Raw genomic sequence first — 20140 nt, 5'->3', positions numbered from 1 at the left:
TCCGGCCCGCTTTGTTGCCCGCCCTATATACTTGCTGAAACGGATCATCCGGCATCAGACAAGGTTAGAAGCATGGCATCAGGCATGGAGCAGTTTCAGGAAAAGGCAAGACAGGCATTCATACGGGGGCGCGCGCAGGCGGTGCGCGTGGCGGGCGTGGCGTGGACCAGGGCAGTGGCGCTGTACCGGCGCGGCCATGCGCACTTGATGACCTTGCCGCCCGTGCGGCGCGCGCTGGTGCTGGCCTTATGGTCGTTTTTGGCCGTGCTGGCGCTGGTGATCCTGTACATGCTGCTGCTGATTCCGCTGACGCCCAGCATCCACGACTTGCGCCAGGCGCGCGCGGCCGCGCCCAGCACCATGGTCAGCGCGGACGGCAAGGAACTGGCGCGCTTCGACCAGGGCTTGCAGGAGCGCGTTACGCTGCAGCAGATTTCGCCGAACGTGATCAGCGCGCTGATTGCAACGGAAGACCACCGCTTCTACCAGCACCACGGCGTCGATTTCACGCGCACGGCCGGCGCCATCCTGCATACGGCAGGGGGCAACCCGCAGGGCGGTTCCACCATCACGCAGCAGCTGGCGCGCAATATGTTCCCCGAGGAAATCGGCCGCTCGCGCAACCTGAACCGCAAGCTCAAGGAACTGATCACGGCCCTCAAGATCGAGGCCACCTACAGCAAGACGGAAATCCTCGAAGCGTATTTAAACACGGTGCCTTTCCTGTACAACACCTACGGCATCGAAATGGCGGCCCGCACGTATTTCGACAAACCCGCTTCGCGCCTCGATATCCTGGAAAGCGCCACCCTGGTCGGCATGCTCAAGGGCACGAATTACTACAATCCTGTCGGCAATCCCGAACGTTCCTTGCAGCGGCGCAATGTGGTGCTGGGCCAGATGCGCAAGCATGACGTCATCGACGAGGCGCGCTACAAGCAGTTGATCAAGCGTCCGCTGCGCCTGCATTTCGAGCGCCAGAGCGAGCGGGCGCAGTCGGACAGCCATTTCACGGCCTATGTGCGCAAGTGGCTGATTGACTGGGCCGACGAAAATGATTACAACCTGGAACTGGACGGCCTGGTGGTGCACACCACGCTCGACCACGACTTGCAGCAGGCGGCCGAGCGGGCCGTCGAGCGCCAGGCCAATGCCTTGCAGGCGATCGCCGACGTGGAATGGAGCCGCGCCGGCGTGCCGTCGTCGACCTCGACGGGCATGTATGCGGGCATGCAGGGCGGCAGCGTGGCCTTCGACTACTTCTGGAAATCGCATCCGGCCCTGCTCGACGCCTTCGTGCGCGAGTCCGCCGACTACCGCAAGCTGACGGCGGCCGGTGGCACGCCCGAGGCCGCGCTGGCGCAGCTGAAGGGCGACCGCGCCTTCATGGCGGCCCTGCGCAAGTCGAAGACACGGCTGGAAGCTGGCTTTGCAGCCATGGACCCGGCCACGGGCGCCGTGCGCGCCTGGGTGGGCAGCCGCGACTTTGCGCGCGAGCAATTCGACCACGTGTCGCAGGCGGCGCGCCAGCCCGGTTCCACCTTCAAGCCCATCGTGTATGGCGCGGCGCTGGAAAAGGGCCTCAGTCCCGACCACGTCTACCGCGATGAAGTCATGGATATCAAGGCGGCTGACGGCACCAAATGGCGCCCGACGGACATGAGCGGCACGACGGGGCGCGACATGACCATGCGCGATGGCCTGGTGTACTCGAAAAACACGATCACGGCGCAGGTGATGCAGGACGTCGGCTTGCCGCCGATCATCAAACTGGCGCGCGCGCTCGGTATCCGCGACAGCAAGCTGGAAAAAGTGCCGTCCCTGGCGCTGGGCACCAGCCCCGTCACCTTGCTGGAAATGGTCAACGCCTACGCCAGCATCGCGGCCCAGGGCGAAGCCCGTCTGCCCTTCGTCGTCACGCACATCACTGACCGCGAAGGCAAGGTCATCGCCCGTTTCGGCGAAGACAAGCCCAAGCGCGCCATGCAGGCGGCATCGGCGGCCACCCTGACGGACATGATGCGCGGCGTCATCGACCGGGGCACGGGCACGGCCATCCGCAGCCGCTTCGGCATCCGCTCCGACGTGGCCGGCAAGAGCGGCACAACGCAAAACAATGCGGACGGCTGGTTCATCCTGATGCACCCGGAACTGGTGGGCGGCGCCTGGGTGGGTTTCAACGACGCGCGCGTCACCATGCGCAGCAATTACTGGGGCCAGGGCGGCCACAACGCCGTGCTGGTGGTGGGCGACTTCTTCAAGACGGCGCTCGACACGGGCAAGATCGCGCGCGACGCCATCTTCCCCGGCGGCAAGCCGCCACCGCCGCTGCGCCACGTGGAACCCGTCGACGAGCCGCAGGACGAACCGGTGGAAGAGCCGGGCGATTTGCTGCAGGAAGGCGCGCCGCCCGCGCCGCTGGCCGTGCCGGCCGAAGAGGGCGGGCAGGAAGCGCATGGCAAGGCCGTGCCGGAATCGGCCCCTGCGCCTGTCCCGGCACCGCAGCCAATGCCGCAAGGCTAGCGGCCACGTTGTTATTTGATACAGGACAATGATGTCACCCAAGCCCACCTTGCGCCTGATACTGGGCGACCAGCTCAATGCCCGCCACCGCTGGTTTACCGACGTCGATGACGCCACCATCTACGTCTTGATGGAAGTGCGCCAGGAAACGGATTACGTGCTGCATCACGCGCAGAAAATCCTGGCCATCTTCGCGGCCATGCGCGACCTGGCGCGCCAGTTGCGCGAGGATGGCCACGCCGTGCATTACATCGCCATCGGCGACGCGGCGAGCACGCGCTCGATACCGGACAATATCGAAGCGCTGCTTGTCCAGTATGGCGCCGGCGCCGTCGAGTACCAGGCGCCCGACGAGTGGCGCCTCGACCAGCAGCTGTATGAGGCCGGGCGGCGCTCGGCGGTCCCGTGGCTGATGGTCGACAGCGAGCATTTCTATACGGCCCGCCACGAGGCGGCCGATATATTTGCCGGGCGCAAGCAATGGCTGATGGAGTTTTTCTACCGCCAGATGCGCAGCACGCACCAGGTGCTGATGGAAGACGCGAAAAAACCCGTCGGCGGCCAGTGGAATTTCGATCACGATAACCGCAAGCCCTGGCGCGGCACGCCCGCCGAGCCGCAAGACCCGCGCACCGTGCATGACCATTGCCTGTTATGGCAAGCCATCGTCGCTGCCGGCGTGCCAAGCTTCGGCGCGCCCCATGCCGACCGGCTGGCGTGGGCGCTGAACCGGGATGAGGCGCTGCAGCAGCTCGATGCCTTCATCGTTCATGCCTTGCCGCATTTCGGCGATTTCCAGGATGCCATGAGCAGCAAGGCCTGGCGCCTGTTTCATTCTTTGCTGTCGTTCGCGCTGAACGTCAAGATGCTCAACCCGCGCGAAGTCGTCGGCAGGGCGCAGGCCGCCTATCACGCCGGCCATGCTCCGCTGGCCGCGGTCGAGGGCTTCATCCGCCAGATTCTGGGCTGGCGCGAATATGTGCGCGGCGTGTACTGGGCGCAGATGCCCGGCTATGCCGAGAAGAATTTTTTTGGCCATGCGCGTGCGTTGCCCTCCTGGTTCTGGGACGGCAAGACGAAGATGCATTGCCTGTCGCAGGCGATCACGCAGTCGCTGGAGCAGGCCCATGCGCATCATATCCAGCGCCTGATGGTGATCGGCAACTTCGCGCTGCTGGCCGGTCTCGACCCGGCCGAAGTGCATGGCTGGTACCTGGGCATTTACATCGACGCCTTCGAATGGGTGGAGCTGCCCAATACCGTCGGCATGAGCCAGTTCGCCGACGGCGGCCTGCTGGCCACCAAGCCGTATGTCTCCAGCGCCGCGTATATCGACCGCATGGGCGATTATTGCAAAGGCTGCCATTACGACAAGAAGGCGCGCATCGGCGAGCGCGCGTGCCCGTTCAATGCGCTGTACTGGGATTTTTTCCACCGCAATGCGGCCGCGCTGGAGCGCAATCCCCGCATCGGCATGGCGTATCGCCAGCTGGATAAAATGGACGAGGAAACAATCGCCGCTTTCCGCCAGCAGGCGGCCACGATGCTGGCCAGGCTCGATGCATTGTAGCGCAGCGCGGCATGGCGCCCGATGCCTGCCAGGTGGCGCGGTATCTGGCCGCAAACGGCGCGCAATGTTTCGTGCTGCGCAAAAATGACCTATTTTCGGGAGGACGCATGTATCTGACCTGTATCAAGCACTTTCTAAGTGTTTCTCTCCTTGCTTGCTGCTCTGCTACTCATGCGCAAGAACGGATCCCGGTCGGCTCGGCAACGGGCTATATTGGGCTAGGTCAAGTAGTCAAGAGTTCTTCCCTGGTGGCACGGGTGACGGTCGTGTCCGCGACGGTGGTGCCGCACGAGGATGCTGCGGATGGGAAACCCTGTGGCATTGTCTACCGGGCAAGAGTCATGCAGGCATTGAAGGGCAGCCAGGGCGGTGATGTGCGGTTTTTCATGCCTGTGGGGATTGATCCTCTCCATCCGGGTCTCAAGTACCTGGTGTTCCTGGAGCATCGAAGCGAGCGCCAGGCCAAAGACCTCTTTGCGTCCCTGAACGCGGCCTTGACTGATGCGGAAAACCAGCGCTTGAGGTGTAAATTTCCAGCGGGATATTACATTCCCCTGCAGGCGGCCCCCCTGCCATTTGATGCAGATGCCGGGAGCCAATTTGGCGGCGAGTGGCTGGGCCTGGAAAGGGGCGGGGTGCCATCGGGCCTGCTGGTTTGCGAAGAACCTGGCATCAGTAGCGCTAACGTGGAAAGCCGGCACCATCGACGAAACAAATCCGGCGGCGCGGTGGTCAGCTGGGTGGAAATGGCCCGGCTCATAAAAAAGACCCAGGGCATCTTCAGCTTCTTGAACGGGGGACTCGATGCATGCGGCCAGTAGGCCGTGCCGCCGCCCGTTCCAGCCTCGGGTTTAGGGCGTATTGCGCATCAGCCCCGCCTGCCGCACGAACACCTGCAGCGCGGGCATGGTCTGCTGGTGCAGCGCTTTCAGTTCCGCTCTCAGCGCCGGCGTGATGGCCAGGCTGCCGTCCGCCTGCTGGCGCACGGGCAGGCCCGGCGCTTGCGCCATTTCCACTGGGTAATTCGTGAAGTCGCCGTAGGGGCGCTTGCCAGCGACGGACGGGGTGGGCCAACAGCCTTCGGCCAGGTAGTCCTCGGCGCTGGCCATGCCCATGCCCAGCATCTCCGGCGACAGCCACGACTGCTGCCGCAGCAGGGTCAGATGCCGGGCAGTCAAGGCGAACGGCGCCTTGCCGTTCGCATAGCTGCCCGGCTTCAGATCTGCCATCTGCACGAAGTGGGGCAGCAGCTGTGCCGCACGGGTTGGCGCAGCCGCTGCATCATCGCGCCGTCAAGTCCTGGCGCTGGAATTCGATGCGGTTTTCTTCGTACTTCCACTTCGTGTAGGGGCCGAAGACGCGGCGGTTTTCCTTGCTGTCGGCATTCGACTGCTCGCGCTTCATGCGCCGCACGAGGGCGGTGTCGACGAGCGGCTCGGTCGTCGTGCCGAACACTTCGTGGCGCACGCTCTGCTTGGCGTCGGCGCCGCGTGAAATGATGGTGAGCTTGCGCGTGGCGGGATCGAAGTACAGGCGCATGGCAAACGTGTTCATGTCCTGCAGGTACAGGCCGTCGTCGCGCCACTGGGCATAGAAATAGTCGCCGCAGACGGCCTTCGGTTCGCGTTTCCATTCGCAGGCGAGCAGGATCAGCAGGTGATGGTCGTCGAGTTGCTTGATCGACACACGGGCCTTGGAATAGCCCCAGTTGCTGGGCGGCACGGTCTTCGACGAGAGCAGATTGTACTCGCCCACGAGATTGGGCATGGGCGCCTGCGCGAAGGCGCTCGTGCAGAGAGTCAAGGCGGCGGCCGCAAGGGCGCCGTGTATCCGGGAGAATGTAGTCATGATGGCCATAAAGAAAAGTTGCCATATTATAGATGGCAACTTGCCAAGATGGCGGCACGCTTGCGCAGCGCGCCGGTTGTTACTTCAGCTTGCTCAATTCCGCTATGTCGATCTTGACGACCTTGTCGCCCACGGCGGCGACCAGGGTCTTGAAATGGGGCGTCGCTTCATGCGCCGTGTGGGCTGCCTTGTCCATCCATTCTTCCAGCATGATGAAGCGCGTGGGGATGTTGTTGTCGAGGTGCAACTCGTAGCGCAGGCAGGCGCCTTCCGCGCGGCTGGGCGCCACGACGGCTTCCAGGGCGGCGCGCACGGCGTCGATATATTGCGGTTGGGCATCGATGGTGGCGACGACGATCAGGGTCATGGTGGTCCTTGTAGTGTGGAGGCGGAAGCAGCTTAGCGCAGTTTGCCTTTTCTTGCCCATCAGTCACAGCCTGGCTGCGCCGAAACAGTTTCCGGCGCAGCCAGAAAATGCGGGGCGCACGCAGGATGGCGTGATGGCGGGGCCGCGCCATTTTTTCCGACGGATGGCTAAGGGCTGCCCTGCATGTCGTGGCGGTAGCGTGCCGGCGGCAGCGCGAACTGGGTCTTGAAGAAGCGGGTAAACGCGCTTTGCGACGAAAACCCCAGGCGCTCGCCGATCTCTGCCACGCTCAGGCTCGTTTCGCGCAGCAAACGGCGCGATTCGCGGCTCTTGGCGCGCAATTCCAGCGCGCGGAACGAGGTCTGCTCCTGCTGCAGCTGGCGCTGCAGGGTCCAGCGGTTCATGGCCAGGCCGTCGCACAGGGCCGGCAGCAGCGCGGCGCCGTCGGCGTCCCCTGCGCCTTGCCGGCCCAGCAAATCGATGATGGCCTGCTCCACGCGGGCGGAAAACAGCTGCGCCCCCTGCAATTGCTGCAGTTGCCCCTGCGCGTGCCGCAGCGCGTGCGGCGCCAGCATGGCGTTGAACTGGGCGAAGGGCCGGTCCAGCGCCGGCGCGTCGAACGTCAGCGTGTTGCGCGCCTGGCCGAAGGCGGCGGCGGCGCCGAAACACTCGGCAATGGCCGGCGCGAACCACGGCGCCTTGCCCTGGAAACCGGCATGGAAGGCGGTGGCCGCGCCATCGTCATAGGCACGCGCGACCAGCGACAGCATGCGGAAATTGGCCAGCGCCTGCATGGCGCCGCCCAGCGGGCAGAACTCGGACAGGTATTCGATCTCGATGCGCGTGCCATTTTCGCTCATCAGCATGAAGTCGAATTCGCCGATCAGGCCCCGCAAGTGCAGCAGCTCGTGCAGCGCGCTGCGCAGGGTGGGGCGGTTGAAGCAGACGTGGGCGATGCCCGGGTAATGCGCGAACCAGTGCGTCACGTCGAGGTCGAGCAGGCCGCGGTGCTGCGGCAGTTGCCGGGCGTAGGCCGTCATGCGGCGGTGCCGCTCGGCGTTGATGCGCCCGCCCGGTTCGTCCAGCTGCGCCGGCGTGATGCCCGTCTGGCGGAAAAAGTCGGCGGGATCGTGGCCATCGGCCTGCATGGCGCGCGCGCATTGCTGCGCGATGCGGTTCGAAACCGTGCGCGTGTCGGGTTTGTGCAAGGCTGCCTCCTGCTTGTTCTGCGTATTCTGCTTGTTGTAGTAATTTTTCACAAATACTAGCACTTTGTAGGAAATTGTTGGTTGTCGAGGCGCTTAATCAAAAATTGTTCTGGCGGGTATAAAACGCGTGCTGCGCGGTCAAGAAACTCACGCATTCTCACGCTATATTGATTTCGGGCTGGCCCTGATGCCACCTGGATACCTACAAAAACAGTCTTGGAGATAATGATGAATTGCACTTTGAAACCGATGGCCCGCGTGGTCACCGGCTGCGTCGCCACGCTTGCCCTGGCCGCCTGCGGCAACGACACCAGCAGCGAGCAATACACGCAGCCCGTGTTCGGCGCCACCAGCTACACCCAGTTGAAAGCTGACGGATATCAATTCAAGGATATGAATCGCAACGGCAAGATCGACCCCTATGAAGACTGGCGCCTGCCGGCCGAGGCGCGTGCCGACGACTTGTTGTCGCGCATGAGCCTCGACGAAAAGGCGGGCCTGATGATGCACGGCACGGCGCCCACCGTGGCCGACCCCACCGGCATCGGCCTGGGCGGCGCGTATGACCTGGCGGCCCTGCAGGACCTGATCGTCAAGCAGTACGTCAACACTTTCATTACCCGCATGGCGGGCGACACGGCCAATATGGCGGCGCAGTACAACAAGCTGCAGGCGCTGAGCGAAACCTCGCGCCACGGCATCCCCGTGTCCATCAGCACCGACCCGCGCCACCATTTCCAGTACACGGTGGGCGCCAGCGCCGGCACCCAGGGTTTCTCGCAGTGGCCGGAAACCCTGGGCCTGGCCGCCATCGGCGACGACGCGCTGGTGCGCCGCTTCGGCGACATCGCGCGCCAGGAATACCTGGCCGTCGGCATCACGCAGGCGCTGTCGCCGCAGGCGGACCTGGCCACGGAACCGCGCTGGGCGCGCATCAACGGCACCTTTGGCGAAGACGCGGACCTGGCCAGGCGCATGGTGCAGCACTATATCGAGGGTTTTCAGGATGGCAACACTGGCCTGCATGACGGCAGCGTGGTGGCCGTCGTCAAGCATTGGGTCGGCTACGGCGCCACGAAAGAGGGCTTCGATGGCCACAATTACTATGGCCGCTACATGACCTACCCGGGCAACAATTTTGCCTATCATGTCAAGCCGTTCGAAGGGGCGTTCACGGCGAAGGCGGCTTCCGTCATGCCCACGTATGCCATGCCAGACGGCAATATCACCGTCGACGGCATCACCCTGGAGCAGGTGGGCGCCGGCTTCAGCAAGGCCTTGCTGACGGACTTGCTGCGTGGCAAATACGGCTTCGAGGGCGTGATCCTGTCCGACTGGGGCATCACGTCCGACTGCGACGCCAACTGCCGCAACGGCACTGCGCCGGGTGTCGCGCCTTCCTTCATCGGTTTCGGCACGCCGTGGGGCATGGAAGACGCCACCAAGGCCGAGCGCTACGTGAAAGCCGTGACGGCGGGGATGGACCAGTTTGGCGGCGTGACGGAAGCGCCATACCTGACGCAAGCCGTGCAGCGGGGCCAGCTGACGGAAGCGCGCCTCAACGCGTCGGCGCGGCGCATCCTGATCCAGAAATTCAAGCAGGGCCTGTTCGAGCACCCGTTCGTCGATGCGGCCAAGGCGGCCGCCGCCGTAGGCAAGGCGGAGTTCGTCGAGGCGGGCCTGGATGCCCAGCGCCGCTCGCTGGTCTTGCTGGAAAACAAGGACAAGGTCTTGCCGCTGGCGGCCAGCGTCAAGAAGGTCTACCTGTACGGCATCGATGCGGCCGTGGCGCAGCGGCACGGCTACACGGTGGTCGCCACGCCGCAGGAAGCGGACGTGGCCCTGCTGCGCGTGGCCGCGCCGTATGAAACCCTGCACCCGAACTACATCTTCGGCAGCATGCAGCACGAGGGCCGCCTCGATTACATCGACGGCAATGCCGACTACGAGGCGATCAAGAACGCGGCGAAATACGCGCCGAAGACGGTGGTCACCGTGTACCTGGACCGTCCCGCCATCCTGGCCAACGTGCAGGACAAGGCCAGCGCCATCCTTGCCAACTTCGGCGTGAGCGACGGCGCGCTGTTCGATGTTTTGACGGGCAAGGCCAGGCCGCAAGGCAAGCTGCCGTTCGAGCTGCCCTCGTCGATGGCCGAAGTGCAGGTGCAGAAATCGGACGTGCCGTATGACACGGCCCATCCGCTGTACAAGTTCGGCTACGGGCTGGGGTACTAAAACGCTGCTGTCAGGCTTGCCGGCGCCAGGCGTGGCTGTGCAGGGCGTCGATAAAGCGCGCCAGCGGCCAGCCCTGCGCCAGCGCTTCGCGCATCAGTTGCTGCTGGGGGGGCGGCGCCATGCCGCCGATCGGCTGGTCGCGGTCAAGGTTGCTGGGGAAGGCATAGCCTTCGGCGCAGGCGGCCACCGCGTGGCCGATGTCTTCGTCTGCGAGGGCGGCCTGCGCGCGCAGCGCCTGCAGGGCCGGATACAGCGCCGCGCTCATGGCGCGGCGGTCCAGCGCTTCCATGGCGCGCCCGAACGGCGACGACACCTGCAGCAGGTTGGCCATGCGGCGGATGTCGGGCGAGCGGTTATGGCCCGCCGCGTGGAACAGGGCGGGGTTGAAGAACACGGCGTCGCCGGCTGCTAGCGGCAGCTGCACGCAATGCTGCGCAAAATAGTCGCGGAACGGCCGCTGCTGCCAGGCGAGAAAACCGGCGCGGTAGCGCTGCGACCCGGGCAGGTACAGGGTGGGGCCGGAGGCCAGCGGCATGTCGCAATGGGCGACGGCGCCCTGCAAGGTGAGCATGGCCGACATCTGGTGCGCGGGCGCGGGGTAGGCGGCGCAGGCGGCGGGACTCTGGAAGCCCAGGTGGTAGTCGCGGTGCGGCGCCTGGGCCGCTCCGCCCGGGTTGACGACGTTCACTTGCGCCGTCATCTGGTAGCCGGGCCCGAGCCAGGCTTCGGCGATCCATGCGAAGACGGGATTGGCGTAGTAGCGGGCGAACGCTTCCGGCGCACGCAGGCACAGCTTTTGCTGGACGTTCCAGATGCGGTCATTCGCGCCGGCCCTGGCGAAATGGTCGCCGCCCGCCTGGCCGCTCGCGTGCTGTCCGGCGATCAGCGCCTGAAACACGCGATTGACCTGTTCCAGGCACTCCATGTCGGTGACGGCGCGTTGCAGCACGATGACGCCGGGACCGTCCAGCAGCGCCTGGCCCCATTCGGCCTGCAGCGCGCGCAAAGCCAGCGGCTTGCCAGCCAGTGCGCGCACCTGGTCGCAGTCGTAGACGAGAATGTTTTCTTCCACTGAAGCGGCGTGGGGATAGTCGGCCAGCGCCGTGCGGCGGTCGACGGTACGGATGAAGTCCTGCAGGTCGCAGTGTTCCGGCGTCAGCCAGTAGGGGGCTGGCGGCGCGGCGGTGGCGGTGGTGGGCATGCGGTGTCTCCTGATGTTGTAGAAATAGGTTGTAGAATCAGTATAGGGATGAACATCCGCATTTATCATCAAGAAATCCATCAAAAAACCATCAATTCTTTAAAATGGACATGGCATGACGCATCCCTTTCCCGTCAAGGTCGTGGCGCTGCAGGCCGGCGTCAGCGTGGCCACGGTCGACCGCGTGATCAGGCAGCGCGGCGGCGTGCACGCCAATACCGTGCGCCGCGTGATGCAGGCGCTCGATGAACTGGCGCGGCAAAGCACGCAGGTGGGCCTGGCCGGCAGAAAATTCATGCTCGACGTGCTGATGGTGGCGCCGCGCCGCTTCACGGACGCCGTGCGCGCCGCGCTGGAGGCGGAGCTGCCGTCGCTGCATCCGGCCGTGCTGCGCTCGCGCTTTCACCTGCATGAAACGCTGGACGTGGACGGCATCGTCGGACTGCTCGAGCGCATCCGCAAGAACGGCAGCCACGGCGTGCTGCTGAAAGCGCCGGACTTGCCAGCGGTGGCGGAAGCGGTGAACCGGCTGGCGGCTGCCGGCATCCCCGTCGTGACCCTGGTGACGGACTTGCCGGGCTCCGCGCGCCGCAGCTACGTGGGCATGGATAACCGCGCGGCGGGCGAGACGGCCGCCTGCCTGGTCGGCCAGTGGCTGGGCAGCCGGAAAAAACAGCAGGTGCTGGTGACCCTGAGCAGCAACCGCTTTCACGGCGAGGAAGAGCGCGAGATCGGCTTTCGCCGCGCGCTGCGCGAACGGCACCGCCATTTATCCGTCGTTGAAGTGAGCGAGGGCCATGGCATCGACGGCGCCACGGGTGCGCTGGTGCGCCAGGCGCTGGCCAGCCATCCCGGCATCGCCGCCGTGTACTCGATCGGCGGCGGCAATGCCGCCATCGCGCAGGCGTTCGCGCAGGCGGGGCGCGCTTGCCAGGTCTTCATCGGCCACGACCTCGATGCGGACAATGTGGCGCTGCTCAGGGCGGGCGCCATCCAGGCCGTGCTGCACCACGACCTGGGCCGGGACATGCGCCGCGCCTGCCAGGATATCCTGCGGGCGCAGGGCGCGCTGCCCGCCCTGGCGCAAGCGCCGTCGCTGTCCGCCATCCAGATCGTCACGCCGTGGAATCTGCCGGCCCTGAATGGCCTGAATTGACAGGCATGCAAGGCTGGCCGATACTCGCCGCTTCGCTCATCGCTCACCCCAGGAAGGAAATCCCCGATGTCCGTCGCCCCGAAATTGCACCGCACCGTGCTGGCCGCCTTGCTTTCCATCGCATTTGCCATGCCCGCCATGGCCGCTGGCCCCGCAGCCCCGGCCACCGCCAGCGCCTCTTCCGCCTGGGTCGAGGCCAGCAACCGCAACGCGGCCATCGTGCTGGCGGCGCAGGCGCAGTTCTCGCCCGAAGACGCGTCCGACAGGGGGCTGGCGCAGTACGACGGCCTGGCCGCCGACCTGGGACCGGACATCGCCGGGCGCCAGGTGGCGGCCATGCGGAAGGCGCGCGCGCAATTGCAGCAGAAGCTGGAACTGGAACGCGACGAACGCATCCGCCAGGACCTGGAAATTCTGATCGGCGCCGTCGACCAGGAAATCGCCGGCACCGAGCTGGAAGCCAAATACTCCCTGCCATGGGTCGATGTGCCGCAAATGGTCTTTGGCAGCATGCAAAGCCTGCTGCAGGAACAGCGCCCGGCCGCGCGCCGCGCCAAGGCGCTGGAACGCCTGCAGCGCTACGTGGGCCAGTGCCCGGGCAGCACGCCGATCACGCAGCAGGCCAAGGCGCGCTTCACCGGGCAAATCGGCAGGCCCGGCCTGGCCGGTCCCGTGCGCCTGCAGGTGGCGCAGTCGCTGGAAAACGTGCCGACGTATATCGCCGGCATCCGCAAGCTGTTTGCCGACATGCGCATCGCGGGCGCTGAACCGGCGCTGGCGGCCATGGAACAGCAGTTGAACGAGTATGCGGCGTGGGAAAGGCAAGTGGTGCTGCCGCTGTCGCGCACGGATTTCCGCATGGCGCCCGAGCTGTACGCGTTTCGCCTGAAGCAGGTGGGCATCGATATCGAGCCGCGCGCGCTGGTCGAACGGGCGCAGGTGGCTTATCTGGAAACGCGCGCCGCCATGCAGGCGCTGGCGCCCGTGGTGGCGGCCAAACTGGCCCTGAAAGGCGTCGACGGTAGCGATTACCGCCAGGTGCTGCGCGCGCTGAAGAGCGATTCCATCCCGAACGCGCAGCTTGAGGCGCACTACAAGGGCGTCAATACCCAGCTCGAGGAACGCATCGCCCGGCAGCGCGTGGTCGATATCCCTGCGCGCGCCATGACCATGCGCCTGGCGTCAAGCGCCGAATCGGCGGCCCAGCCGGCCCCGCACATGCGTCCGCCTCCGCTGATCGGCAATACGGGCGAGCACGGCCAGTTCGTCCTTCCCGTCAGCAATCCGGCCGCCAGCGGCAAGGGCGAGGCGTATGACGACTTCAATTTCGCGGGCGCCGCCTGGACCCTGAGCGCGCACGAGGGCCGCCCCGGCCACGAGCTGCAGTTCAGCGCCATGGTGGAGCGGGGCGTGTCGCAGGCGCGCAGCCTGTACGCGTTCAACAGCGTCAACGTGGAAGGCTGGGCGCTGTACGCGGAAGCGGAAATGATCCCGTACGAGCCGGCCGAAGGCCAGTTCATCGCGCTGCAGTTCCGCATGCTGCGCGCGGCGCGCGCCATGCTCGACCCGATGCTGAACCTGGGGCAAGTCACGCGCGAAGAGGCGGGGCGCATCCTGACGGACGAAGTGATGCTGTCGAAAGCGATGGCGCGCCAGGAACTGGACCGCTATACCTTCAACATGCCGGGCCAGGCGGGCAGCTATTTCTACGGCTATACGCGCATCCTGCAGCTGCGCGCGGAAACGGAGCTGGCGCTGGGAGACCAATTCGACCGCCTGGCCTTCAACAACTTCCTGCTGGGACAGGGCTTGCTGCCGCCGGACTTGCTGGCCAAGGCCGTGCGCGAACACTTCATCCCCGGGCAGAGAAAAGCCAGGGGCTGACGGCGGGCGACTCCGCACCGCATACCCTATACTGGCGTCCTTGAATGATGACCGGGTATGGCTGCATGTGGCGTGGGATCGTATTTGGCTTGCTGGCCGGCGCCTTCTGGGGCGCCGTTTTCATTGTGCCCGTCTTGCTGCCGGACTTCTCTCCGGCCGAGCTGATGGTGGGCCGCTACGTCTGCTATGGCGCGCTGGCGGCCGGCCTGATGCTGCCGCGCCTCTTGCCCCTGCTGCGCCGGCTGCGGCGCGGCGACTGGCTGGCCATGCTGCGCCAGGCGCTGGCGGGCAATGTCGTGTATTACCTGCTGCTGGCGTATGGCGTCAAGCTGGCTGGCGTGGCGCCCACCTCGCTGATCATCGGTTTGCTGCCCCTGAGCGTGACGATTTTCGGCCACAAGGACCACGGCGCGCTGCCGCTGCGCCGCCTGGCCTTGCCGCTGCTGGTGGTGGCCGCGGGCATCGCCTGCATCAATGTCGATGTCTTCAGCCATGCCGGCGGCGCGGGCGCGGGCGGCGCCAGCCTGGCGCAGAAGCTGCCCGGCGTGCTGTGCGCCATCGGCGCGCTCGCGTGCTGGACCTGGTATGCGCTCGACAATGCCCGCTTCCTCAAGCGCCATGCGCATGTCAGCGCCGTGGAGTGGGCCATGCTGTATGGCCTGGCCAGCGGCGTCATCGCCCTGGCCGTGGGCGCCGGGATGCTGGCGCTGCAGCCGGCGGGCGGAGCCGATGGCGGTCCTGCGCGCGACTGGCCCCGCTTCTGGCTTGTGTGCCTGCTGCTGGCGCTGGGCGCTTCCGTGATCGGCAACTACCTGTGGAATCTGGCGTCGCGCCTGGTGCCGGTGACCCTGTCGGGCCAGCTGATCCTGTCGGAGACCCTGTTCGCGCTGCTGTACGGCTTTATCTACGCGCAGCGCATGCCGCGCCTGCTGGAGTGGGCGGCCATGCTCTTGCTGACGGCGGGCGTGCTGTGGTCCGTGCAGCGGCATGCGCACGAGGAAGGCGAAGGGCGGGGAGAAGGGCGTGGGGCAGGGCGGACGTAGCGAAAAATACATCGTTGCCAGCCCGCCGTTTGCACTGGGCCGGCCGTATAATGACGCTCATTTGCCGGCCACCCAGGGAGCTCCGCTTGCAGTTACCGATCCGTTATCCGAACATGCCGCAACTGCTGCTGAAGGCGCGCGACAGCCTGCTCCAGCATTTCCGCCCCATCCTCAATCACTTCGGCGTGACGGAGCAGCAGTGGCGCATCATGCGCGCGCTGAATGAAAGCCCGACCCTGGAACCGCGCGAACTGTGCGAGATCTGCCAGATTTCCAGTCCCAGCATGAGCGGCATCCTGGCGCGCATGGAAGAAATCGGCCTGATCGGGCGCAGCAAGTTCGAAGGCGACCAGCGCCGCCGCAAGGTGCACCTGTCGGAAGCGGGCGCCAGCCTGCTGCTGCAGATGGGCAAGCTCATCGACTTGCAGTACGCCCACCTGGAAGACGCTTACGGCAAGCAGGTGTTCGACGACATGCGCGACGCGCTCGAAGCGTTCATCGCCCTGGAAAACCTGCCGGTGGCGCCCGCCATCCTGCGCTGAGCGGCGTTCGCCGACGGCTGCCTTCCGCCACTTCCCCTGATCCCCCGGGCGCGTGCCTTCTGTCACGCGCCACCGCCGTTTTCGCCGCGCCTGCCATGGTCAGCGCCGCAGTTTGCGGGGCTTGCGCCCGCCCGCACCCCTGTTTTGCTATAAGACTACGCCTTACAGTCAATCACTTACATGTGAGTAAATAAGCGTATAATTTGTCTCACTTGATCCACATCAAGAAGAAAAGCGGACGTTCCGGTCATTGGGCCGGACGGCAATGCGGCGCCGCGCCCGGTAGCACGCCACCACGGCGGCAATACTTGTCGGACGTACAATAAATCAGGAAAATTCAGGAAAACAATGAAAAATATTTGCATGCGCGCAGTCGCGCTGGCCACCGTTTCACTCGCCGGCGCAAACGTTTGCGCCCAAAGCAATGTCAGCATTTATGGCGTGGTCGACGCGGCCACCGCCTACGCGAGCAACCAGGGCGGCAACTCGACCACCTATATGCGCAGCGGCAGCTTGTCGGCCAGTAAAATCGGTTTCCAGGGCGTGGAAGACCTGGGCGGCGACCTGAAGGCGCTGTTCCTGCTGGAAAACGGCTTTGAAAGCGACACGGGCGCGCAAAGTTCCGCCAGCAGCCTGTTCAACCGCCAGGCATGGGTGGGCCTGCAATCGCAAGCCTACGGCAGCCTGACGGCCGGCCGCCAGTACACGCCGTACTACCTGCTGGTCGGCTCCCTGGCGTCGAGCAATATCCTGACGGGCGCCACGGGCGCGCATCCGGGCGACATCGACGGCCTCGATACGACCGTGCGCATCAGCAATTCCATTACCTACAGCATGCCCGCCTGGCGCGGCCTGCAGGCCAGCGCGCAATACGGCTTCGGCGAAGCGGCCGACGGCAATGCCGCGGGCAGCAGCTTCAGCGCCGCCGTCAAGTCCAGCAGCTCGCCGGCCGAATTCGCGCTCGGCTACCTGAAACTGAAAAATGGCGAAAATGCCATGGGCTGGAGCGACAGCGCCTCGGGCAGCATCGGCATCTCGGCCATCAACCGGGGCTACGCCTCGGCCGACAGCATCGAATTCATCGCCGCCAGCGCGCGCTACACCATGGGCAAGTGGATGGTGGGCGCCAACGCCAGCAACGTGCAATACCAGGCGGGCAGCCATTCCACGTTCCGCGACACGGCCATCTTCAACACGGCCGGCCTGATCGCCAGCTACCAGTGGACGCCGCAGTGGTTCCTGTCCGCCGGCTACAGCGACACCTACGCCAGCCGCGCCAACGGCATCGCCGACCGCGCGCGCTACCGCCAGTTGTCGTTCGAGCAGAATTATGCGCTGTCCAAGCGCACGGCGGTCTACCTGATCGAAGCGCGCCAGCTGGCGCGCGGCCAGACCCTGGCCCAGAACGGCGCCATCGTCGACGCCGTCGCCTCGGTCGGCGATTCGCAAAACGGCACGCCGTCGTCGAACGGCGGCCAGACGGTGGTCATGGTCGGTCTCAAGCACTCTTTCTGAACGGTTGCGGAACGCACGGGAGCTTCAATTGGGCGCTGCACATCACAAGGAGGGCCGCGGCCCCCTGAATCCCGGCCGCCGCATGGTGCTGGGCGGCTTGCTGTCGGCGTCGGCCGCGGCGCTGATTCCCTGGGCGCTGGCCGAACCGGTCGTCAATGCGGAGCAGGGCGAAATCGTCGCCCGTTTCCGCAACACGACGCGCCGCAGCGACTGGATGTCGCCGTATCCGTCCGTCGCCACGGCGCCGCACCCGATCTACCAGCCCAAGGACAACGGCCACCTGCAGCAGGCCGGCCCGTATCCGTACCCGGCCGAATACATCCGCCAGTTCGGCGGCACCTCGTGGCACTGGGCCGCGCAGGCCTGGCGCAACGTGCCGAACGACTTCCGCATCCATACCTTGTACGGCGTGGGCGTTGACTGGCCCATCAGCTACGCAGACCTGGAGCCGTGCTACCAGGAAGCGGAAGAGATCATGGGCGTCTCGGGCGCGGACAACACCGGGTCGCCGCGCCAGCAGGCCTTCCCGATGGATCCCGTGACGGAGCCGTACGCCACGCGCCGCATCCGCGAACGCCTCGACCCGTCGTTCAAGGTGGTGGGCAACACGGTGGCGCGCAACAGCGTCGGCTATGATGGCCGCCCGGCCTGCTGAGGCAACAACAGCTGCCAGCCGATCTGCCCCATCGACGCGCAGTACCACGGCGGCATCGCCGCTTAGCAGGCGGAAGACGCGGGCGTGAAGATCGTCTGCAACGCCAATGTCTACAAGCTGGAACACGACGCGCAGGGCCGCATCACGGCCGCCCTGTACTACGGCGTGGATAAAAAAAGCCACCGGGTCACGGCCAGGACCTTCATCCTGGCCGCCAACGGCATCGAAAGCCCGCGCCTGCTGCTCGTTTCCGCCTCGGACAAATACCCGAACGGCCTGGCCTACAGCAGCGACATGGTGGGCCGCAACCTGATGGACCACCCGAGCACCTCGATCACCTTCGACGCCGATGAAGACCTGTGGCTGGGCCGGGGGCCGCAAAGCCCCAATTCCATCGACACCATGCGCGACGGCGATTTCCGCAGCGAACACTCGCCGTACCGCCTCGATTTCACGAACATCTCGCGCGTCGATGGCGCGCCAGGGAATTGATCGGCAAGGGCGTGTTTGGCGCCCAATTCGAACAGCAGCTGCGTTTCCGCTCGGTCCGCGAAATGAGCCTGAAAAACGTGCTGGAAGTGCTGCCGAACCCGGAAAACCGCATCGCCCTGAGCAGCGAAAAGGATGCCATGGGCATCCCCAAGCCGCAGGCGCATTATGCGATCGACGAGTACGCCAGGCGCGGCCACGCGCGCTCGAAGCAGGATTTCGAGCAGATCGCCAGGCTGATGGGCGGCAGCAATCTGCGCCACAGCAAGGAAGGCGTGTTCGCCAACAACCAGCACATCTGCGGCACCCTGTCGATGGGTTCCGACCCGGCCAGGGCCGTGTGCGACCAGTGGGGCCGCGCGTTTGACCATGCCAACCTGTTCCTGTGCAGCACCGGCGTGCTGCCCACGTCCGGCACCTGCAATTCGACGGAAAACGGCCTGGCCGTGGCCTTGCGCACCGTCAAGCACATCCTTGACGTACAACAGGGAGCAACAGCATGATGGCGGCCTGCAGAATGGCGGCCGGCGCCGCCTTGCTGTCCCTGGCCTTGCCCGTGCTGGCGGCGCAAGCGCCGGGCGCGGATGTGCAGGCGATCGAGCGTGGCCGCTACCTGGCCACGGCGGGCGACTGCATCGCCTGCCATAGCGCGCCTGGCGGCAAGCCGATGGCGGGCGGCCTGTCCCTGGCCACGCCGCTGGGGGCCATCGTTGCCACCAACATCACGCCATCGACAACGCGCGGCATCGGCAACTACACGCTCAAGCAGTTTTCCGACGCCGTGCGCCATGGCGTGCGGGCCGATGGCGCCAACCTGTACCCGGCCATGCCCTACACGGCCTACGCCAGGGTGACGGACGACGACACGGCGGCCCTGTACGCCTACTTCATGCATGGCGTGGCGGCGGTCGATACTGCGCCGGCGCAAAAGACGGACTTGCCGTTCCCGTTCAACATCCGCCTGTCGATGGCGGGCTGGAATTGGCTCTTCCTCGATAAAAAGCCGTTCGTCGCCGATACGGCGAAAAGCATGGAGTGGAACCGCGGCGCCTACCTGGCGCAAGGGCTGGCCCACTGCAGCACCTGCCACACGCCGCGCAATGCGCTGATGGCCGAGCAACTGTCGAAACAGCTGGGCGGCGCGGACCTGGGCACCTGGCATGCGCCGAACATCAGCTCGGACGTGAACAGCAGCGTGGGCGGCTGGAGCCAGCAGGAGCTGGCCGGCTACCTGCGCACGGGCCGCGCGGCCGGCAAGGCGCAGGCGGCGGGACCGAGGGCCGAAGCCATCGACCATAGCCTGAAGCACTTGAGCGACGCGGACCTGAGCGCCATCGCGCACTACGTCAAGAGCGTGCCGGCCATCCGCGACAAGGCCGACACCAGGCCGGTAACGCAATGGGGCCAGGCGGGACGAACTGGCTGCCATCCGCGGCGTGGCGCTGCCGCAAAACCTCAGCAAGATGTCGGACGCGCAGCTGTACGATGCGCAGTGCGCCAGCTGCCACCAGGCCCGGGGCGAGGACAGTTTCGACGGCAGCCTGCCGCCGCTGTTCCACAACTCGGTGACGGGCCGCAGCAACAGCAACAACCTGGTGATGGCGATACTCGATGGCGTGGACCGGCAGGATGGCGGCAGCGGACATTTGATGCCCGTCTTCCGCCAGACCCTGTCGGACGAGCAGATCGTCACCCTCGGTAATTACGTGCAGACGATGTACGGCAATCCTGACGTCAAGGTGACGGCGGAGCAGGTGACGACCTTGCGCAACGGCGGCGCGCCGTCGAACCTGATCGGCCTGGCCCGCGCCGGCATCATCGTCGGCGTGCTGGTGCTGCTGGCCTTGCTGCTGTGGTGGCGCGGACGCCGGCGCAAGGACGTCCAAGCACCTTAAAGACAAAGC

18 protein-coding genes and 1 pseudogene are annotated in these 20140 nt (G+C 65.7%); 14 read left to right on the top strand and 5 right to left on the bottom strand.

All coding sequences use genetic code 11. The features are described 5' to 3' along the window. The first annotated feature begins 72 nt into the window (after positions 1–72). From CBW50_RS10190 to CBW50_RS10180, 3 genes are read left to right on the top strand one after another with little or no spacing between them, the layout of a single operon-like run. The gene (locus tag CBW50_RS10190) at positions 73–2523 is read left to right on the top strand and encodes a transglycosylase domain-containing protein (protein ID WP_086145421.1); all 2451 of its coding nucleotides are present in this window, start codon (positions 73–75) and stop codon (positions 2521–2523) included. Between the two features lie 28 nt (positions 2524–2551). Beyond that, entirely contained in the window at positions 2552–4093 is a 1542-nt protein-coding gene (locus CBW50_RS10185; protein WP_086145420.1) for a cryptochrome/photolyase family protein, read from the top strand. An 11-nt stretch (positions 4094–4104) separates the two neighbouring features. Then, the gene (locus tag CBW50_RS10180) at positions 4105–4914 is read left to right on the top strand and encodes a hypothetical protein (protein WP_086145419.1); all 810 of its coding nucleotides are present in this window, start codon (positions 4105–4107) and stop codon (positions 4912–4914) included. 30 nt (positions 4915–4944) lie between these two features. Here CBW50_RS10180 and CBW50_RS10175 read toward each other — a convergent pair whose 3' ends face one another. From CBW50_RS10175 to CBW50_RS10160, 4 genes are all read right to left on the bottom strand, one after another. Beyond that, a complete protein-coding gene (locus tag CBW50_RS10175) occupies positions 4945–5322 on the bottom strand; it encodes a hypothetical protein (RefSeq protein ID WP_086145418.1) in 378 nt (125 codons plus the stop codon). A gap of 52 nt (positions 5323–5374) precedes the next feature. Beyond that, positions 5375–5941 (bottom strand): hypothetical protein, encoded by a 567-nt coding sequence (locus CBW50_RS10170; protein WP_086145451.1) that lies wholly within the window; start codon positions 5939–5941, stop codon positions 5375–5377. A 79-nt stretch (positions 5942–6020) separates the two neighbouring features. Beyond that, complete coding sequence (locus CBW50_RS10165) at positions 6021–6308, bottom strand: putative quinol monooxygenase (RefSeq protein ID WP_086145417.1); 288 nt, start codon at positions 6306–6308, stop codon at positions 6021–6023. A gap of 167 nt (positions 6309–6475) precedes the next feature. Further along, on the bottom strand, positions 6476–7516 hold the full coding sequence (locus tag CBW50_RS10160; RefSeq protein ID WP_139842459.1) for an AraC family transcriptional regulator: 1041 nt from the start codon (positions 7514–7516) through the stop codon (positions 6476–6478). 225 nt (positions 7517–7741) lie between these two features. Here CBW50_RS10160 and CBW50_RS10155 point away from each other — a divergent pair, with 225 nt between their 5' ends. Next, entirely contained in the window at positions 7742–9751 is a 2010-nt protein-coding gene (locus tag CBW50_RS10155; RefSeq protein WP_086145415.1) for a glycoside hydrolase family 3 N-terminal domain-containing protein, read from the top strand. Positions 9752–9761: 10 nt separating this feature from the next. On the opposite strand, the gene CBW50_RS10150 is transcribed toward CBW50_RS10155, so the two are convergent. After that, positions 9762–10952 (bottom strand): phytanoyl-CoA dioxygenase family protein, encoded by a 1191-nt coding sequence (locus CBW50_RS10150; protein ID WP_086145414.1) that lies wholly within the window; start codon positions 10950–10952, stop codon positions 9762–9764. Between the two features lie 115 nt (positions 10953–11067). On the opposite strand from CBW50_RS10150, the gene CBW50_RS10145 reads away from it, so the two are divergent. From CBW50_RS10145 to CBW50_RS29900, 10 genes and pseudogenes are all read left to right on the top strand, one after another. Further along, complete coding sequence (locus CBW50_RS10145) at positions 11068–12108, top strand: LacI family DNA-binding transcriptional regulator (RefSeq protein WP_086145413.1); 1041 nt, start codon at positions 11068–11070, stop codon at positions 12106–12108. Positions 12109–12174: 66 nt separating this feature from the next. Beyond that, positions 12175–13992: a DUF885 domain-containing protein gene (locus tag CBW50_RS10140; protein WP_216356335.1), complete on the top strand. Its 1818-nt coding sequence runs from the start codon at positions 12175–12177 to the stop codon at positions 13990–13992. Between the two features lie 65 nt (positions 13993–14057). Continuing rightward, positions 14058–15035: a DMT family transporter gene (locus tag CBW50_RS10135; RefSeq protein WP_086145412.1), complete on the top strand. Its 978-nt coding sequence runs from the start codon at positions 14058–14060 to the stop codon at positions 15033–15035. An 86-nt stretch (positions 15036–15121) separates the two neighbouring features. Next, positions 15122–15577 carry a homoprotocatechuate degradation operon regulator HpaR gene (gene hpaR / locus CBW50_RS10130; protein WP_226935702.1) on the top strand — a complete coding sequence of 152 codons (456 nt, stop codon included), beginning with the start codon at positions 15122–15124 and terminating at the stop codon, positions 15575–15577. 348 nt (positions 15578–15925) lie between these two features. Then, positions 15926–17092: a porin gene (locus tag CBW50_RS10125; protein ID WP_226935701.1), complete on the top strand. Its 1167-nt coding sequence runs from the start codon at positions 15926–15928 to the stop codon at positions 17090–17092. A gap of 28 nt (positions 17093–17120) precedes the next feature. Further along, positions 17121–17747, top strand: a complete 627-nt coding sequence (locus tag CBW50_RS29920; RefSeq protein WP_226935699.1) for a hypothetical protein — start codon at positions 17121–17123, stop codon at positions 17745–17747. Positions 17748–17831: 84 nt separating this feature from the next. Beyond that, positions 17832–18239, top strand: coding sequence for a GMC family oxidoreductase N-terminal domain-containing protein (locus CBW50_RS29915; protein WP_253251921.1), 408 nt, complete (start codon positions 17832–17834; stop codon positions 18237–18239). An 11-nt stretch (positions 18240–18250) separates the two neighbouring features. Beyond that, on the top strand, positions 18251–18739 hold the full coding sequence (locus CBW50_RS29910) for a GMC family oxidoreductase (RefSeq protein WP_253251920.1): 489 nt from the start codon (positions 18251–18253) through the stop codon (positions 18737–18739). Beyond that, positions 18736–19533, top strand: a pseudogene (locus tag CBW50_RS30320) (c-type cytochrome); the annotation flags it as partial. The gene CBW50_RS29910 and the pseudogene CBW50_RS30320, both read left to right, overlap by 4 nt. 166 nt (positions 19534–19699) lie before the next feature. Next, the gene (locus CBW50_RS29900) at positions 19700–20131 is read left to right on the top strand and encodes a cytochrome c (protein WP_226935697.1); all 432 of its coding nucleotides are present in this window, start codon (positions 19700–19702) and stop codon (positions 20129–20131) included. Positions 20132–20140 lie beyond the last annotated feature (9 nt).

The organism is Janthinobacterium sp. GW458P, assembly GCF_002127585.1.
GTDB lineage: Bacteria > Pseudomonadota > Gammaproteobacteria > Burkholderiales > Burkholderiaceae_D > Janthinobacterium.
Note: the sequence above shows the minus strand (reverse complement) of the source record. Positions and strands in the feature narration are given on the sequence as shown.

Bases quoted from the DNA above. Each gene is read 5' to 3' on its own strand.
- CBW50_RS10165 (WP_086145417.1), bottom strand. From the start codon at position 6,308: ATGACCCTGATCGTCGTCGCCACCATCGATGCCCAACCGCAATATATC.
- CBW50_RS10145 (WP_086145413.1), top strand. From the start codon at position 11,068: ATGACGCATCCCTTTCCCGTCAAGGTCGTGGCGCTGCAGGCCGGCGTC.
- CBW50_RS10125 (WP_226935701.1), top strand. From the start codon at position 15,926: ATGAAAAATATTTGCATGCGCGCAGTCGCGCTGGCCACCGTTTCACTC.
- CBW50_RS10155 (WP_086145415.1), top strand. From the start codon at position 7,742: ATGATGAATTGCACTTTGAAACCGATGGCCCGCGTGGTCACCGGCTGC.
- CBW50_RS10190 (WP_086145421.1), top strand. From the start codon at position 73: ATGGCATCAGGCATGGAGCAGTTTCAGGAAAAGGCAAGACAGGCATTC.
- CBW50_RS10175 (WP_086145418.1), bottom strand. From the start codon at position 5,322: ATGGCAGATCTGAAGCCGGGCAGCTATGCGAACGGCAAGGCGCCGTTC.
- CBW50_RS10180 (WP_086145419.1), top strand. From the start codon at position 4,105: ATGGCGCCCGATGCCTGCCAGGTGGCGCGGTATCTGGCCGCAAACGGC.
- CBW50_RS10150 (WP_086145414.1), bottom strand. From the start codon at position 10,952: ATGCCCACCACCGCCACCGCCGCGCCGCCAGCCCCCTACTGGCTGACG.
- CBW50_RS10170 (WP_086145451.1), bottom strand. From the start codon at position 5,941: ATGACTACATTCTCCCGGATACACGGCGCCCTTGCGGCCGCCGCCTTG.
- CBW50_RS10140 (WP_216356335.1), top strand. From the start codon at position 12,175: ATGTCCGTCGCCCCGAAATTGCACCGCACCGTGCTGGCCGCCTTGCTT.
- CBW50_RS29900 (WP_226935697.1), top strand. From the start codon at position 19,700: ATGTCGGACGCGCAGCTGTACGATGCGCAGTGCGCCAGCTGCCACCAG.
- CBW50_RS10185 (WP_086145420.1), top strand. From the start codon at position 2,552: ATGATGTCACCCAAGCCCACCTTGCGCCTGATACTGGGCGACCAGCTC.
- CBW50_RS10135 (WP_086145412.1), top strand. From the start codon at position 14,058: ATGTGGCGTGGGATCGTATTTGGCTTGCTGGCCGGCGCCTTCTGGGGC.